12 protein-coding genes and 1 pseudogene are annotated in these 14,966 nt (G+C 56.7%); 3 read left to right on the top strand and 10 right to left on the bottom strand.

The window, feature by feature from the left end; genetic code table 11:
- Positions 1-135: 135 nt before the first annotated feature.
- From ACR0AO_RS22340 to ACR0AO_RS22310, 7 genes are all read right to left on the bottom strand, one after another.
- Positions 136-1,488, bottom strand: a complete 1,353-nt coding sequence (locus ACR0AO_RS22340) for an NAD(P)/FAD-dependent oxidoreductase (RefSeq protein WP_480608657.1) — start codon at positions 1,486-1,488, stop codon at positions 136-138.
- A 28-nt stretch (positions 1,489-1,516) separates the two neighbouring features.
- Positions 1,517-2,944, bottom strand: a complete 1,428-nt coding sequence (locus ACR0AO_RS22335; protein WP_480608655.1) for an aldehyde dehydrogenase family protein — start codon at positions 2,942-2,944, stop codon at positions 1,517-1,519.
- Positions 2,945-2,971: 27 nt separating this feature from the next.
- Positions 2,972-3,793 carry an ABC transporter permease gene (locus ACR0AO_RS22330; protein WP_480608653.1) on the bottom strand — a complete coding sequence of 274 codons (822 nt, stop codon included), beginning with the start codon at positions 3,791-3,793 and terminating at the stop codon, positions 2,972-2,974.
- Positions 3,790-4,686 (bottom strand): ABC transporter permease subunit, encoded by an 897-nt coding sequence (locus tag ACR0AO_RS22325; protein WP_480608651.1) that lies wholly within the window; start codon positions 4,684-4,686, stop codon positions 3,790-3,792. Before ACR0AO_RS22325 ends, ACR0AO_RS22330 begins: the two co-directional genes overlap by 4 nt.
- 10 nt (positions 4,687-4,696) lie before the next feature.
- Positions 4,697-5,860 carry an ABC transporter ATP-binding protein gene (locus tag ACR0AO_RS22320; protein ID WP_480608649.1) on the bottom strand — a complete coding sequence of 388 codons (1,164 nt, stop codon included), beginning with the start codon at positions 5,858-5,860 and terminating at the stop codon, positions 4,697-4,699.
- A 92-nt stretch (positions 5,861-5,952) separates the two neighbouring features.
- Entirely contained in the window at positions 5,953-7,044 is a 1,092-nt protein-coding gene (locus ACR0AO_RS22315) for an extracellular solute-binding protein (RefSeq protein WP_480608647.1), read from the bottom strand.
- A 50-nt stretch (positions 7,045-7,094) separates the two neighbouring features.
- On the bottom strand, positions 7,095-8,507 hold the full coding sequence (locus ACR0AO_RS22310) for an aminotransferase (protein WP_480608646.1): 1,413 nt from the start codon (positions 8,505-8,507) through the stop codon (positions 7,095-7,097).
- A 156-nt stretch (positions 8,508-8,663) separates the two neighbouring features.
- On the opposite strand from ACR0AO_RS22310, the gene ACR0AO_RS22305 reads away from it, so the two are divergent.
- Together ACR0AO_RS22305 and ACR0AO_RS22300 are read left to right on the top strand one after the other, a co-directional pair.
- Positions 8,664-9,305 (top strand): TetR/AcrR family transcriptional regulator, encoded by a 642-nt coding sequence (locus ACR0AO_RS22305; protein ID WP_480608644.1) that lies wholly within the window; start codon positions 8,664-8,666, stop codon positions 9,303-9,305.
- Positions 9,306-9,794: 489 nt separating this feature from the next.
- A pseudogene (locus ACR0AO_RS22300) lies at positions 9,795-9,959 on the top strand (IS6 family transposase); the annotation flags it as partial.
- Between the two features lie 406 nt (positions 9,960-10,365).
- Here ACR0AO_RS22300 and nadC read toward each other — a convergent pair.
- Genes nadC through nadA form a run of 3 tightly spaced genes read right to left on the bottom strand, consistent with a single transcriptional unit; the run spans position 10,366 to position 13,837 of the window.
- Positions 10,366-11,214, bottom strand: coding sequence for a carboxylating nicotinate-nucleotide diphosphorylase (gene nadC, locus ACR0AO_RS22295; protein WP_480608642.1), 849 nt, complete (start codon positions 11,212-11,214; stop codon positions 10,366-10,368).
- The gene (locus ACR0AO_RS22290) at positions 11,211-12,776 is read right to left on the bottom strand and encodes an L-aspartate oxidase (RefSeq protein ID WP_480608640.1); all 1,566 of its coding nucleotides are present in this window, start codon (positions 12,774-12,776) and stop codon (positions 11,211-11,213) included. Before ACR0AO_RS22290 ends, nadC begins: the two co-directional genes overlap by 4 nt.
- A gap of 8 nt (positions 12,777-12,784) precedes the next feature.
- Positions 12,785-13,837 carry a quinolinate synthase NadA gene (gene nadA, locus ACR0AO_RS22285; protein ID WP_480608638.1) on the bottom strand — a complete coding sequence of 351 codons (1,053 nt, stop codon included), beginning with the start codon at positions 13,835-13,837 and terminating at the stop codon, positions 12,785-12,787.
- Between the two features lie 433 nt (positions 13,838-14,270).
- On the opposite strand from nadA, the gene ACR0AO_RS22280 reads away from it, so the two are divergent.
- A complete protein-coding gene (locus ACR0AO_RS22280; protein ID WP_480608637.1) occupies positions 14,271-14,894 on the top strand; it encodes a hypothetical protein in 624 nt (207 codons plus the stop codon).
- The last annotated feature ends 72 nt before the right edge of the window (positions 14,895-14,966 follow it).

Raw genomic sequence — 14,966 nt, 5'->3', positions numbered from 1 at the left:
GATGTTTCGATATTGGCCGAAAATCCGAAATAAAATTTCTTGCGCGGACACATGACTGCAACCCGCAACGATCACCGTTTCGAAGAAACCTTGCCAAACAGGAACCTTCCACACATGACAAAGCCCTGGGAACCCCTAAATCAGATCCCTGACACCGTAATACATGTATGCAAGGGGCAAACCGTGGCGGCGAAACGTCGGGATAGGGAATGTAGCAGGTTGTGCTTGCATGAAACGAGGCAAGGGTGACTTGTAGGGCTTGCCTGCCGCAATTCCTGCCAGCAGCCGCCCGGTATAAGTTGCCATCGCAACACCGCCGCCATGATAGCCGAACCCGGTCCAAGCGCGCGGCCAGTGCCCGATCTGCCCGGCATAGGGGATAAGGCCGCGGGTGAGGCAGACCAGGCCGCTCCAGTGAAATTCGGTTTCCGCGCGGGCCAGCGCCGGAAACATCGCCTCGAACTCGCGGCGGATCTGACGCTTCATCCGTTGCATGGAGCCACCCGTGATGTTGCTCATTCCACGCATTCCGAACAGCACCCGGTTGTCCGGCAGCAGACGGAAGTAGTGCAGCAGGTTGCGGGTATCGTAGGCGATACGCCGTGTAGTCCAGCCCTGGGCCTGTTTTTCCAGTTCGGTCAATGGCCGCGTCACCATAATATGCGATACAACCGGCAAATATCGCCCCCGCAGCCAATCCGGCAGATTGTCGCTGCCATAACCGTTGTTTGCGACGATCAGCCGGTCAGCTTCAATCCGGCCGGTAGGTGTTTCAATGATATAAGTCCCGCCACGTTCTTCATGCACCTTAAGCGCCGGGGTACCGCCAAATATTTCTACGCCTTCCTGCTCCGCCAGACGGGCCAGGCCCACCGCGTATTTGCCCGGGTTCAAGCCGAAGCCATAGGGTAGAAAAAGCCCGCCGTGGAAGCCGCTGCCGCACAGTCCTTCCTGGCGCATTTCCTGAGTTGAAAGAACCGGGCAGTCCACTCCGGCATAGCGGTGCAGACATTTTGCCATTTCCGGCAGTGCACGCGCCGCTGAGGTGTTGTGGGCTAGGCAATATTCGCCGTCTTCTTGGGTCTCAGCCTCCATGCCACCGCCGGAGGTGAGGTCTCGGACAAGGGAGACGGCCTCTTTCTGGGCGCTGTAGAAAGCGCGCAGATCATCCTCGCCATAGCGTCGGACAATCGCTTTGTCACCCAGTTTGGCGCCGCCGAAGCCGCAGAAGCCGGCATTGCGCCCAGATGCCCCCCAGCCGGGATGGGCAGCATCTATCACCAGAGGCGACTCACCGTGGTCACGGGCCAGATGCAATGCCGCACTGAGACCGGTGTAGCCCGCGCCAATCACCGCCAAACCCACGCGCCGATCACCATCCAGAGCCGGATAATCGGGGGTGTCTGGCTCAGTGGTGACCCAATAGTTGCCGACCGGAATTTCAGAGTCGTATGCGTAGGAATCATATATACGGCGGAGGTTTTTCATGGTGTTGGTCCGTAGTGGCAGCACCCCGTCAGGGTACCGCGATCACCTTTGTTTCGAGAAATTCAAGAATACCTTCGCGACCGCCCTCGCGACCGATTCCGGATTTCTTGATCCCGCCGAAAGGAGAGCCCGCGCCAAGGAAGGCACCGTTCACATTTACCATACCCGAGTGGAGTGCGCGGGCGACGCGGGCCGCGCGATCGTTGTCGCTGGTTTGCACATAGGCGGAAAGACCATATGGCGTGTCATTGGCGATGGCGATGGCTTCCGCCTCGGTGCCAAAGGGGCTGATTACCAGTACCGGTCCGAAGATCTCCTCCTGCGCGATGCGCATTTCGTTACTAACATCGGCGAAAATTGTGGGACGGGCGAAAAAGCCGATTTCAAAACCTTCTGGCTTGCCGGGACCACCAGCTATCAGCCGTGCGCCTTCAGCAATACCGACCTCGATCATCTCTTGAACGCGGACGTATTGCTGCGCGCTGGATAGCGGCCCCAAGTGATCGCCGGGCTCGGCCGGGTCGCCAACAGCTATTGCCGCGCATTTTGCCTTCGCTATTTCCACCGCCTGGTCATAGACGGTGTGCTCTACGAGCATCCGGGTGGCGGCATCGCAACTCTGACCTGTATTGATGAAACAGGCCTCGATACCTTCGGTGACAGCCGTTTCCAGATCGCAATCGGCGAAGATCAGGTTCGGGGACTTACCTCCGAGCTCTAGCGTCACTTTCTTGACGGTCTCCGCCGCATCCCGCGTCACCGCAACGCCGCCGCGAGTGGACCCGGTGAAGGACATCATGGCGACATCCGGGTGGCGTGACAGCGCAGCACCAACCACCGGGCCTTCTCCGTGGACGAGATTGAAAACGCCTGCAGGCACGCCGGCTTCGTGTAGCACTTCGGCATAAAGAATCGCGGAAAGCGGTGTCAACTCGGACGGTTTCAGTACCATGGTACAGCCCGCCGCCAGCGCGGGTCCTACTTTCAATACGATCTGGTTGATTGGCCAGTTCCAGGGGGTAATCAGCCCGCAGACGCCGACCGGCATCCGAACCAATGTGTCGCCATTGGTCAGCCTTTCTTCGAAATCAACTGTTTTCAGGTCACCGATAATGGCTTCCAGATGGTCGATGCCCACCTGCGCTTGCATCGCGCGCGACATGGTAATTGGGGCGCCCATTTCCAGCGATATGGCCAGAGCGAAGTCGTCTACGCGGGTGGTGTAAATCTCCAACACCCGTTCAAACAACGCAATGCGTTCCTCACGAGGCAAGGCACTAAAATCCGGTAGCGCGGCCTTGGCTGCCGCAACGGCGGCATCAACGTCAGCTTCGTTACCAAGTACGAGTGGGCCGATGGGCTGTTCGGTGGCGGGGTTGATCACGTCCACGAACTCGTTGTGGTTTGGATCAGTCCAGTTTCCGCCGATGTAGAACTGGGACATGTTGTATTGCATTTACCTATTCCAACTTTTTTGAGGGTGTCACGCAGCAGCTATCGCTGCGCGGGTTTCCTGTTTCTGGCGACGCTCCTGCCGGCGGTTGATGAGAGACGCGGCAATGACACCAGTGGCGACGACTCCGATCAGCATGGTGGAAAGCGCATTAATCTCGGGCGATACACCCAGCCGGACAGAGGAATAGAGTTTCATCGGCAGGGTGGTGGAGCCGGGCCCTGAGGTGAAGGTGGCAATCACCAGGTCATCAAGCGACAATGTGAAGGACAACAGCCAGGCCGAGATTACCGCAGGCGCGATTACTGGCAGGGTCACCTGACGGAAGGCCGAAAACGGAGTGCAACCCAGGTCGAGAGCCGCATCCTCCAGCGACCTGTCAAAACTTGACAACCGGGAGGTGACCACCACTGAGGCATAGCACATGGAAAAGGTCGCGTGAGCGATGGTGATGGTCCAAAATCCCCGGTCAAGACCGATTGCAACAAACAGCAACAGAAGCGACAGGCCGGTTACCACTTCGGGCATCACCAGTGGAGCGAAGATCATACCGGAAAACAACGTGCGTCCCGGGAAGCGACCCATTCGGACCATGACGATGGCACTGAGCGTGCCCAAAACCGTGGCAACCGTCGCCGAGACAAAGGCGATGCGGAGCGTTATCCAGGCGGCCTCCAGGTAAGCCTCATTATTCAGCACGATACCGTACCATTTGGTGCTGAATCCGCCCCATACTGTGACGAGGCGAGAGTCGTTGAAGGAGTAGACCACCACCAGCAGCAGCGGCAGGTAGAGGAACACAATGCCGAAGGTCAGCGATGTCAGGTTGAACATGTTGAAGCGGCGGATCATCCCAGCTCCTCCTGATGTTTCTGCTGGTAGCGCTGAAACAGCACGATCGGAACAATCAGGATGGTAAGCAGCACGATGGCTACCGCCGCCGCCACGCCCCAGTCGCGGTTAGAGAAGAATTCGAGCCACAGGGTTTTACCGATCATCAAGGTGCCGGAGCCGCCCAGAAGGTCGGGGATCACGAACTCGCCTATGGCCGGAATAAAGACCAGAAAGCAACCTGCAATTACCCCTGGCAACGACAGCGGCAAGGTGATCTGGCGAAAGGCTGCAAAAGCGCTGCAGCCCAGGTCTTCAGCGGCTTCCAGCAGACGGCCGTCGATCCGTTCCAGCGAAGCATATAGCGGCAGGATCATGAATGGCAGATAAGAATAGACGATGCCGATATAGACCGCGATTTCGGTATGGATGATGGCCAGCGGCTGATCAATGAGGCCGAGCTTCATCAGGGTGAGGTTCAGGAACCCCTCGTTCTTGAGAATGCCGATCCAAGCATAGATTCGGATCAGGAAACTGGTCCAGAACGGTAGGATTACTACCAACAGGAGGGTCCTGCGCCATTCCTGAGGTGCCTTGGCCATGGCGTATGCCACCGGGTAGCCGATAAGTAAGGTCAGCAGCGTTGCAACAGCAGCGACCTTGACGCTGTTGAGGTACGCCTTGAGGTAGATGCCGTCCTCGGCCAGCCAGACGAAATTCTCAAAGTCCAGAGCGGCCAGAAAAGCGCGCAATCCTGCCAACCCGTCACCAAGGCTGAAGGTGGGCGAGTACGGCGGGCTGGCGGTGATGGAATCCGACAGGGAAATCTTGATGACGATCAGGAAGGGCACCAGGAAAAACAGCACCAGCCACAAGTAGGGCACAAGGATTAGCAGACGTCGGGATGTGCTCATGACAATGCCCCTACTCGTCGACCAGCACGCAAGCACCTGCGCGCCAGCTGAGCCACACCCGATCGTTCCAGTCAATCTCGCGCCGAGAGGTCAGTAACCGATTGGCTTCCTGCGCTCGGATCAGAAGACCACCGTCAAGGCGAACCAGAAAGGTTGAGGCGCTGCCGGTATAGGAAATCTCTTCGACCGTACCTTCCACCATGTTCACATTGTGCGCTGCAGAGGGCCGATCCTTGGCGAGATGGATTTTCTCGGGGCGCAGCACCAACATCTTGCGCGCGCCGGGCGTCAGCACATCACCGGGCTGCGGGCGGATCACCAACTGGGTGCCGCCGTCCCAACGGGCCAAAGCCAGTTCGCCTTCCATGCCCGACAGTTCGACATCTATTAGGTTTACATTGCCAATGAAGTCAGCAACATAACTGGACGCGGGATGTTCATATATCCGAGCGGGCGTGTCAGTCTGCAGGAGCTTGCCTGCCTTCATTACAGCAATACGAGAGGAAACGGTCATCGCCTCTTCCTGATCGTGAGTGACGATGATGAAGGTAAGGCCCAGCCGGTCCTGAACGTCCATCAGCTGAAACTGTGTTTCCTCGCGCAGCTTTTTGTCGAGCGCGCCCAGCGGCTCGTCCAACAGCAGCACTTTGGGTTTCTTGGCCAAAGAGCGCGCCAAGGCCACCCGCTGCATCTGTCCGCCAGACAGTTGATGCGGTTTGCGATCCTCAAACCCTTCGAGCTGTACCAGCGCCAGCATCTCGTCCACACGGTCCTGAATGTCGCGCATCTTCCAGCGTTCCTGCTTGAGACCGAAGCCGATGTTCTTGGCCACCGACATATGTGGAAACAACGCGTAGGACTGAAACATCATATTGATCGGGCGCCGGTTTGCCGGGATGCCCGTGAGATCCTGTCCGTCCAGCAGAATGCGGCCCGATGTCGCTTCCTCGAAACCTGCCAGCAGACGCATCATCGTGGTCTTGCCGCAGCCGGACGGGCCAAGTAGCGAGAAGAACTCGCGTTCCTGAATGTCGAGAGTCAGGTCAGAGATTGCGGTGAAGCTGCCAAAGGACTTGGTAACGTTCTCGAACCGGATCAAAGGTGCCCGGGGTGGTTCCAGAGGGCTGGCGGGTTCGGCGCGGGCGGCGGCGCGGGCTGGATCAAAGAGGTTCATCACTGCAGGTTTCTCTGTTGCGGGTCTTTGCCGTGGACAGGCGAGTCCCGCGGCAGAGCTAAAGCTGCGCGGCCCAAGAGCCGCGCGTCAGATTATTCGCCGGTACGGACCTTCGACCAGGTACGGGTGTAAAGCCGCTCAGTCTTGCGGTCTTGCAACACCGGAGTGGTCAGGACTGCCATCGTTTCTTCGGTTGGATAAACGGCGGGGTTGCTGGTCAGTTCCGGGTTGATTTCGGCCTGAGCGGTGAGGTTGGCGCTGCCATAACGGATGAAGTTTGCGTTTTGCGCCGACACTGAAGGCTGCATCAGATAGTTCAGGAAGGCGTGGGCTTCGTCCACATTCTTGGCGTCGGCCAGAATGGCGAGGCCGTCAAAGTCCAGGATCGTTCCTTCTTCCGGAATGATGTATTCCAGAGTAACACCATTGCCGGCTTCTTTGGCTCCGTCAGCAGCCCAATAGGCATCACCGCTCCAGGTCAGGCCGAGACAGGCGTCGCCATCAGACAGCGCGCCGATCATGCCATCGGTCGAAATCTGGGCGATATTGTCACGGATCGCGCCGATATGTGCTCCGGCTGCAGCGATCTGGTCTTTGTCACTGGTGTTCGGGTTATAGCCCATGTCGATCAGCGCGGCACCGATCACGTCGATCGGGGAATCGGCGATCATTACGCTGCAATCAGTCAGCTTGGCGGAAATCTCAGGATCAAACAGAAGATCCCAGGATTTGGGATGGTCTTCGCCCAGACGCTCGGCAAGCTTGTCTGTGTTATATGCTATGCCGAAGGTCCACCAGTTGTAAGGTACCAGGTATTCGTTGCCGGGATCGAAGGTCTCGATCAGTCCGGCGATTTTGGGCCAGACATGTTCCAGGTTCGGAATCTTGGATTTGTCGATCTTCTGCAGCACACCGGCCGAGATCAGACGCGCAGTTCCGGTGGAGGAAGGCACAATGATGTCATAACCGGAACTCCCTGCCAGTACTTTGGTTTCCAGCATCGCGTTGGAATCATAGGTGTCATACGTGACGTCGATTCCGGTTTCCGCTTCAAAGGCTTCAATGATCGCGGGGTCGAGATAGTCGCTCCAGTTATAAATCACCAGTTCGCCCTCTGCTGCAGCGGTGACGCCCCAGATAGTGGCGGCCCCGGCCAACAAGTTGGTTGTGAGCTTGGTTTTCATGGTTCCCTCCCGTGTTGGGGTTGTGTCATTCTTTCCTTGCGGTGGTGACCTCAGGCCCTCTCCTGTTCCAGTTCGAGCCCTTGGCCCAGCAATTCCTGTGTGGCACGCTCGACACCTTCGGTAAGCATGTCGAACATGTCGTCGATTTGCGCTTCGGTGATCACCAGCGGTGGTGAGAAAATCGCCATGTTGCCATAGGGGCGTACCATCAGGCCAAGTTCCTGGCAGCGGGCATCGATGACTGCGCCAATGTTCGCGTCAATCTCGGCGCTGCCCAGACCATCGCGGGTCAGCGAGCATTCGATGCATCCCACCAACCCCATTCCACGCACATCCACAATCAGCGGCATTTCCAACATTTGACTCAGGCGCTTCTGGAAATGCGGGGTCACGCTGCGGACGTGCTCCAGAATGCCGTCGCGCTCAAAGATCTCGATGTTTTTGAGACCGGCGGCGGCACAAACCGGGTGTCCGGAATAAGTGTAGCCGCTGGTGAAATAGACGTCCTTGGAGATATCACCCTCGATTTCCTTGAACAGACGGTCGGAAAAGATCGCCGCCCCCATCGGTGCGTAGCCCGAAGTCAACCCCTTGGCGCAGGTGATAATATCCGGAGTAACACCAAAGAGTTCCTCGGACGCGAACCAGTGGCCGAGGCGGCCAAAGCCGGTGACGACCTCATCAGAAATGTATAGGACGTCATGTTTGCGGCAGATCTCCATGCAACGCTTATGGTACCCGGCGGGCGGTACAATCACGCCACCGGAGCCTAGCACCGGTTCGGCGACAAAAGCGGCGACGTTATCGGCGCCCAAATCAAGGATAGCATTTTCCAGATCCACCACTTTTTCGTCGAGGAAGGCTTCGATACTCATGCCATTCGGGCGGCGGAAGGCGTTCACGTCTGGCAAAAAGTGGGGAATAACCTGATCGGTGTCGAACCACTGGCGTTCGCTGGGTTTGCCGCTGAGTGACGCAGTAAGGTATGTGCCGCCGTGATAGGCATGCGCCCGGGTGATGATGCGCTTCTTGGACGGTTTGCCCAGCAGGTTGTTGCGGAAGTGGACAAAGCGGATGGCGGTATCAACTGCGGTGGAGCCACCGGTGGTGAAATAAACCCGGTTGAGGTCGCCCGGTGCCCGCTCGGCAATTGCATGGGCAAACTCGGCGCTCACCGATGTTGCTTCGCTGAAGGGGGAGCAATAGGCCATCTTGCGGGCTTGCGCCGCCATTGCTTCGGCAATTTCAGTGTTGCCGTAGCCGAGCTGCATGCACCACATGCCGCCGGGACCGTCGATCACCTTGTTGCCGTGCTCGTCGTATACATAGATGCCTTCGGCATATTCGCTGAACGTCCTGTCGGCTTTTCCGGCGCCTTGGACTTCCAGCCCTTCCCACGGATGGAAGTAATTCTCCTTGTCCCAGGTTTTGAAGTTTTCGAAGTCGTTTCCAAGTTTGGTCATCACGGCCCTCTGTCCGGAGTTGTTGCTCTCATGAATGAACGTTCATACATTATGACATAAGTGAATGATCGTTCATTGTCGATGGAAATTTGTTCCAATCACGGGCAAGGTGCTCCAAGGTCACCAACCCGGTCGAGAAAAGAAAAGGGCAGGCAAATGACAAGTATCGAAGATACAAAGAAAAAGCGGAAGGTGGACAAAGATCTGCACCGTGAAGTGCTGCTGGAGGCTGCTGCCAGCGTGATCCTGCGCCATGGGGTGAGCGGCGCGACAATCAGCCGTATCCAGGAAGAATCCGGACTCTCTCGCGGCATGATCAACCTGCATTTTCAGTCAAAGGACAATCTGATTCGCGAACTCGCTCTACACATGACGCGGGAATACAATGCGGCCTGGCAATGCTTTACCAGTCAGGCACCGGAAGAAGTAAGCACCCCGGAAGATGCCGCTGCCCGTCTGCAGGCGCTTTTCGAGACGGATTTTTCAGAAGCCGTACTGAACAAGCGCAGCGCGCGACTAACCTTCGCCTTCCGCGCTGAACCTGATCTTCAGGCAGTTGGGTCAGGTTACATCGAGACCCGAGGAACTGACCTGCATGATCATGTACGCGGCTGCTGCAAAGTGCTCTGCGAGGCTTGCGGCACTCAAGGTGATCCCGAAAAAGTGGCTATGGCAATCATGTCTTTGCTGGAAGGGTTGTGGACCGATTTTCACGCTCATCCCGAAGAGTTCAGCAGGGAAACTGCGGTGGAAATCTGTCAAACGACCGCTCACGCTTTCTTCCCAGGTTACTTCTGAGCATTAGCGCTGGAAATTACTCGTGGGCTGTGTCGAGTATTTTCGGAGAGACCGGAAACGTTCGCCCTGTTTGACACCGTTGTCCCGCGACTTCAGCATATCGGCGAAACCCAGAGTCCACGGCATGTCGAATTGCTTCTTTCGGATCAAGTTGGGTACTTCGATCCCATCCAGTGTTGCTGAAGCAGATCCGAAAGACTTGATCCCGCATGTGCTGGACAGGCAGTTTGATAGACCGGTGATCCTGTACAATCAGGTTGTTCATAGAAATTCGGGCCCGATTGTTTGTGCCTTGGACGCGCAATCGACCTGTTTCAGGGTCTTGTTTACCACTCGAATACCGCCTGACCAAATTCGATACGGGTGACCTCTCTCTAAGACCGGATATTTGTCCCAAAGCGTAGACCGAGGATTTCCCTATCCATGACCGCCAACTCCAGCGGGCTTTGTCAGGTTGTTGACTGCGTAACGTCAGGGTAGAGAATTTTCATGCTGAATTTATCCGACCTGCCCCGCATAAAAGTGTTCCGTTTTCCTCGTTCGGTGATCGGTTATGCTGTCTGGTTGTATCATCGGTTTGCCCTCAGCTTTAGAGACGTCGAGGACCTTCTTGCGTCACGCGGGATCGACGTCTCCTACGAAACCGTGCGGGACCGGGTTGCGCGTGCTGGAAACAGACAAGCTTCGTTCCTCTCCACCCATGATCAAACTGCCATTTTGTTCCGCCCAAAACGCCACCGCCTTTCTGCCAAATCCTATCGCCACACCCGTGCTGACGCATTCGAACTTTGGCGCGAGTATACACTCGAACTGATCGAATGACGGGAGTTCTGGTCAAACTCCTCCGAAAACGTTCAACAACCTGACAAAGCCGCCGAAGGTGTTGCACCGCTGGATCAGCTGAGTGCGTCTTCTACATTTAGAAGGCTCCTCTCGCGAAGCTCCATCATGCGGCGGCTGTTGTCGACCGCGAAGGCAACCAAGCACCCGGCAACCGGTCTTCAAAGTGCAAGAAAAACTTGATCCGAGCCGTGCGATTAGACAACACCTTCAATGACATTCAAAAATCCAAACCGACATCAACAGAGCGGTATGAATGGGTCAACGCTCCAGAGGATATGTAATCCACCCCGGTCGCGGCGATGGCCGCAACAGTGTCACGACTGACGTTACCAGAAGCTTCGGTCACCAGATGGCCATTGGCCATTTTTACTGCCTGCTGCAGTTCGTCGGGAGACATATTGTCCAGCAAGACGACATCCGCCCCACCGACTTCAATCACTTCGGCCAACTGACCCAATTGATCCACCTCGATTTCGATCTTCATCATGTGCGAGGCGCGCATTTTTGCGGATTCCAGAACCGCGCGCACGCCGCCGGCGGCGGCGATGTGGTTGTCCTTGATCAGGATCGCATCTGAAAGCGAAAAGCGGTGGTTGAATCCGCCGCCGTGCAGAACGGCTTGTTTCTCGACAATGCGGAGCCCGGGGGTCGTTTTGCGTGTACAGGTTATACGCGTCTTGGTTCCCTTTGTTTCGGCAACCAACGCCGCAGCTAGAGTGGCGATCCCTGCCAGTCGTCCAACAAAGTTCAAAGCCACCCGTTCCGCAGAAAGGATCGAGGCCGCGCTGCCCCGAATCTCCATCAGCGTGTCCCCTTTTGCGCAATGCTGACCATCATGAAAATGGGTGACGATATCCAGCTTGGGATCGACCAGACGAAAGGCCAGCTCTGCCACTTGCATACCCGAGACGACAGCATCTTCGCGGGCGTTCAACCTAGCGCTGTAAGTAGCCGCAGCAGGGATAACGGTCAGGGTGGTTATGTCCCCGTTGGCCCCCAGATCCTCCATCAGCGCTGACCGGACCAGCGGTTCAAGGATCAAGTCGGGCAGTGCCGGATAACTCATGTGGCTTCCTTTGCGATACAGTCCCTCAACGCCATAGCTTCGCTCAGCGTCAGAATCGAGCGTTGGCCGGGGCCGGGGTTGGATTCAGGAAAATCAGATCGGTAATGCGCACCGCGGCTTTCCTCGCGGATCAGCGCCGCTGCGGCTATCAGGGTGGCCGTTGCGGTCATGTTTAGGAAAACTTCTGAATCCGCGTGATGAGCCTCGAGCGCTGCGATATCGGAAAGGGCGCTTTTCAACCCTGCCTGCTCGCGTACAACGCCCACATATACGGTCATGGTTCGGCGCAAGGCGGACACGGCATTTTCATCTGCATTATGCATACCGCAGGCCAAACGGATATCGACCGGCGGAGCGTTTTGCGCAGGTATAACCTCTGCGATATCACAGGCGCAGGCGCGGGCAAAAACCAGAGCCTCAAGTAGTCCGTTGGAGGCCAGACGGTTGGCACCATGCAAACCGGTGCAGGCAGCCTCACCACAAACCCAAAGCCCGGCCAATGAACTACGGCCCGTCATATCCGTCGCTACTCCGCCCATATGATAGTGCGCCGATGCCGTTACCGGGATGGCTTCGGAAACCGGATCGACGCCATTGCGGGTGCAGGCGTCGGTAACAGAAGGGAACTGGGTCGCAATCTCGGCCCCGATAGCCGCGCGTGTATCGAGCGCAGGGCGTAGCCCGGATTGCGCGTGCAGATAGACGGCGCGGGCGACGATGTCGCGTGGGGCCAGTTCACCATCGGGATGAATATCGGCCATGAACCGATTGCCGGTCTCGTCGATCAGGGCAGCGCCTTCCCCGCGCAGCGCCTCGGTTGCCAGCGGCGTAGGATCTTCTCCCACGTCGATTGCTGTGGGATGAAACTGCACGAACTCCGCATCGGCAATACGCGCGCCGGCACGGGCCGCCATCCCGATCCCCTGCCCACGGATGCGCGCAGGATTGGTGGTCTGTTCATACAGGCCCGATGAGCCACCCGTAGCCAGAACATGCGCACTTCCCCGTAACAAAACCGGGTGCGCATCAGGCGCGTCGATGCTGGTCAGAAATACTCCGGTGACTTGAGCGCCGTCACTTTCCAATCCAACAGCCTGCGCACCTTCGACCACCTGAACAGAAGAAGTCCGGCGTAATTCCGCAATCAGCGCCCGCATGATTTCAGCACCGGCCTGATCGCCCTTGACCCGCACCACACGGGCAGCAGAGTGGGCGGCCTCGCGCGATTGAACAAAGCTTCCGTCAGCCCTGCGATCAAAACCGGTGCCAAGATCTGACAGGTCCAGAACGTGCTCGCGCGCCGAACGGGTTACAAATTCGGCCACTTCGCGCAAAACCGACCCGGATCCGGCCCGTATCGTATCATCCGCATGGGCCTGGGCGCTGTCGGTTGGAGCCAGCGCAGCGGCCACACCGCCCTGGGCCCAGGCAGAACTGGCCCCCGTTCCCAAAGGTTCCGGTGAGATCATGACAACCGGTCGCGGCGCCAGTTTCAACGCCGCATAAACGGCGGCTAAACCGGCACCAATGATGACCACGCGATTTGTGGTTATGTGTTGCATTGGGACGATCAGATACCCAATTGCCGCGACAGGTCTATCATGCGCTGTACGGACTGCCGCGCTTTGACTGCAACGTCGGCGTCAACCTCAACCTGACCGGTCATGGTGTCGAGCGCAAAGAGCACCTTTTCCAGAGTAATTTTCTTCATGTACGGGCACATGTTGCAGGGGCCGACGAACTCGACCTCGGGCAGTTCATCGGCAATATTCGATGCCATCGAACATTCGGTAATGAGCAACGCCTTTTCAGGTTTTTCGTCGGTGACGTATTTGATGATGCCGCTGGTTGATCCGGAAAAATCGGATTCCGCCACAACGTCCGGCGGACATTCCGGATGCGCAATCAGGCGTGTCCCGGGGTTCCATTCGCGAAAATCACGCAGATCGCTGGCGCTATACTGTTCGTGGACAATGCAGGACCCTTCCCACCAGACAACATTCTTTTGGGGCACATCGCGCGCAACGTTCTGCGCCAGATACTGGTCGGGGGTCATGATCACGGTGTGGCTGTCCTGGGCCGCAACGATCTGCGCTGCATTGGACGATGTGCAGCAGATATCCGACGCCGCTTTGACTTCTGCAGTGGTGTTTACATAAGACACAACCGGAGCCCCGGGATACCGGTTGCGCATTTCTTCGATGCCTTCGGCGGTGATCGATTCCGCCAGCGAGCACCCAGCCTCCATATCCGGCATCAGGACTGTTTTGTCCGGGCTGAGAATTTTGGACGTTTCGGCCATGAAATGCACACCACATTGCACAATTACATCGGCCTCGACCTCGGTCGCCTTGATGGCAAGCTGCAGGCTGTCCCCGCCAAAATCCGAAATGCCGTGGTAGATCTCGGGCGTCATGTAGTTGTGACCCAGAATGACCGCGTTGCGCTTGGCCTTGAGATCGCTGATCGCCTTCACATATGGCGCATAGATCGCCCAATCGACGGGAGAGACCACACGGGACATGCGGTCATAGATATCGCTCATACTGGCGGCCAGTTCGGGCGATGGAGTCAGATCATACTTTTCGGAAAGGTGCGCGCGCTGCGCGGGTAGGTCGAACACGGGTCTGATTTCTGCCTAGCTTACTTGTGACACCTTATGTATCGGACTCGTTTTAAATTGAACACCAATCAATAAAGGAAAACGTGCCAATTTTCGTCGTCATTGCAGAACCAATTGACTGGAATTGCCAACTTGCTCCTTCGATAGAAACATTGTGGGGTTGTGTTGCAATCTTTTGACCATTGACCTTCGTGGAGTTCACGCGTGCCAATGCGCCAGTCACTCCTGAAATGGCCGAGTATAGCGCAGGCCCGTGGCCGGAAATCGTACCGCCGTTGACACCTGCGAATTTGCACCTTTTGACGCGGCTCTACTTCCAGGCGTGTAGTTTCACTTTTCGATCCAATTTGTTCGTAGGATGTCACAAAAATGCCTGACACCATCAGTAATGCCGGGTCGTTGTTTGTACTTTCAGAAATTTGAGGTCGCCTGAATGATCCGCTCCCATCAATTTGTCTGTTTTACTGCCATTGCCTTGTGCGCTCCGGGCATTTCGTCTGCGGAGATTTCCGCATCTGATGTCTGGCAAATTCAGCAAGACTACTTCGAAACCATAGGCGGCCAACTAACCGGATATGGTAGACGGTCAGGCAAGACGGAAACGATCAGGGATATTTCACTCCATTTCGAATTGCCGTTTGAACTCGGGGCTATCAACGTAACGGCTCCAGGAATGACGCTGAAGGAAAATGACGATGGTTCTGTCAGCATAGGATACGTGGAGCCGGCTGTTCTGAAAATTTCGGCAGAGCTTTCCGAGCAGGACGAAATCAGCATGACAGTTGGGTTCGAACTGGAAAATTTTGAATTGCTGGCTACTGGCGAAGCGGGAGACATTACCTTCGACAGTTCTGTTGGCCGAGTGAATATGGCGCTGGAGGAGTACAGCGCTTCCGGCGCTGACTTCGATGCTGACTCCGTTACCTTCTCGGGGATCATCGAAGATTTCACTGGTCGAACCCGTATAACAATGAACGAGATGGCCAAGGTGAGTGCCTACTATGAAACAGGGGCACAGCGGGTAGACATCGAAGTTGTGGTGAGCAGCCTCATCTGACTGGTCCAAATTGATTGTTAGTGCATCGTCGGCCTGTAATCCATCGGGATGATGGTTTCGGGCGCTGGCGGG

The organism is Ruegeria sp. AF8 (assembly GCF_056541825.1).
The sequence above is the reverse complement of the archived record's forward strand: the minus strand, read 5'-3'. Positions and strand labels throughout refer to the sequence as shown.

Coding starts and splice junctions, on each gene's coding strand:
- ACR0AO_RS22335 (WP_480608655.1), bottom strand. CDS start 2,944: ATGCAATACAACATGTCCCAGTTCTACATCGGCGGAAACTGGACTGAT.
- ACR0AO_RS22330 (WP_480608653.1), bottom strand. CDS start 3,793: ATGATCCGCCGCTTCAACATGTTCAACCTGACATCGCTGACCTTCGGC.
- ACR0AO_RS22310 (WP_480608646.1), bottom strand. CDS start 8,507: ATGACCAAACTTGGAAACGACTTCGAAAACTTCAAAACCTGGGACAAG.
- ACR0AO_RS22325 (WP_480608651.1), bottom strand. CDS start 4,686: ATGAGCACATCCCGACGTCTGCTAATCCTTGTGCCCTACTTGTGGCTG.
- ACR0AO_RS22305 (WP_480608644.1), top strand. CDS start 8,664: ATGACAAGTATCGAAGATACAAAGAAAAAGCGGAAGGTGGACAAAGAT.
- ACR0AO_RS22280 (WP_480608637.1), top strand. CDS start 14,271: ATGATCCGCTCCCATCAATTTGTCTGTTTTACTGCCATTGCCTTGTGC.
- ACR0AO_RS22290 (WP_480608640.1), bottom strand. CDS start 12,776: ATGCAACACATAACCACAAATCGCGTGGTCATCATTGGTGCCGGTTTA.
- ACR0AO_RS22320 (WP_480608649.1), bottom strand. CDS start 5,860: ATGAACCTCTTTGATCCAGCCCGCGCCGCCGCCCGCGCCGAACCCGCC.
- nadC (WP_480608642.1), bottom strand. CDS start 11,214: ATGAGTTATCCGGCACTGCCCGACTTGATCCTTGAACCGCTGGTCCGG.
- ACR0AO_RS22315 (WP_480608647.1), bottom strand. CDS start 7,044: ATGAAAACCAAGCTCACAACCAACTTGTTGGCCGGGGCCGCCACTATC.
- ACR0AO_RS22340 (WP_480608657.1), bottom strand. CDS start 1,488: ATGAAAAACCTCCGCCGTATATATGATTCCTACGCATACGACTCTGAA.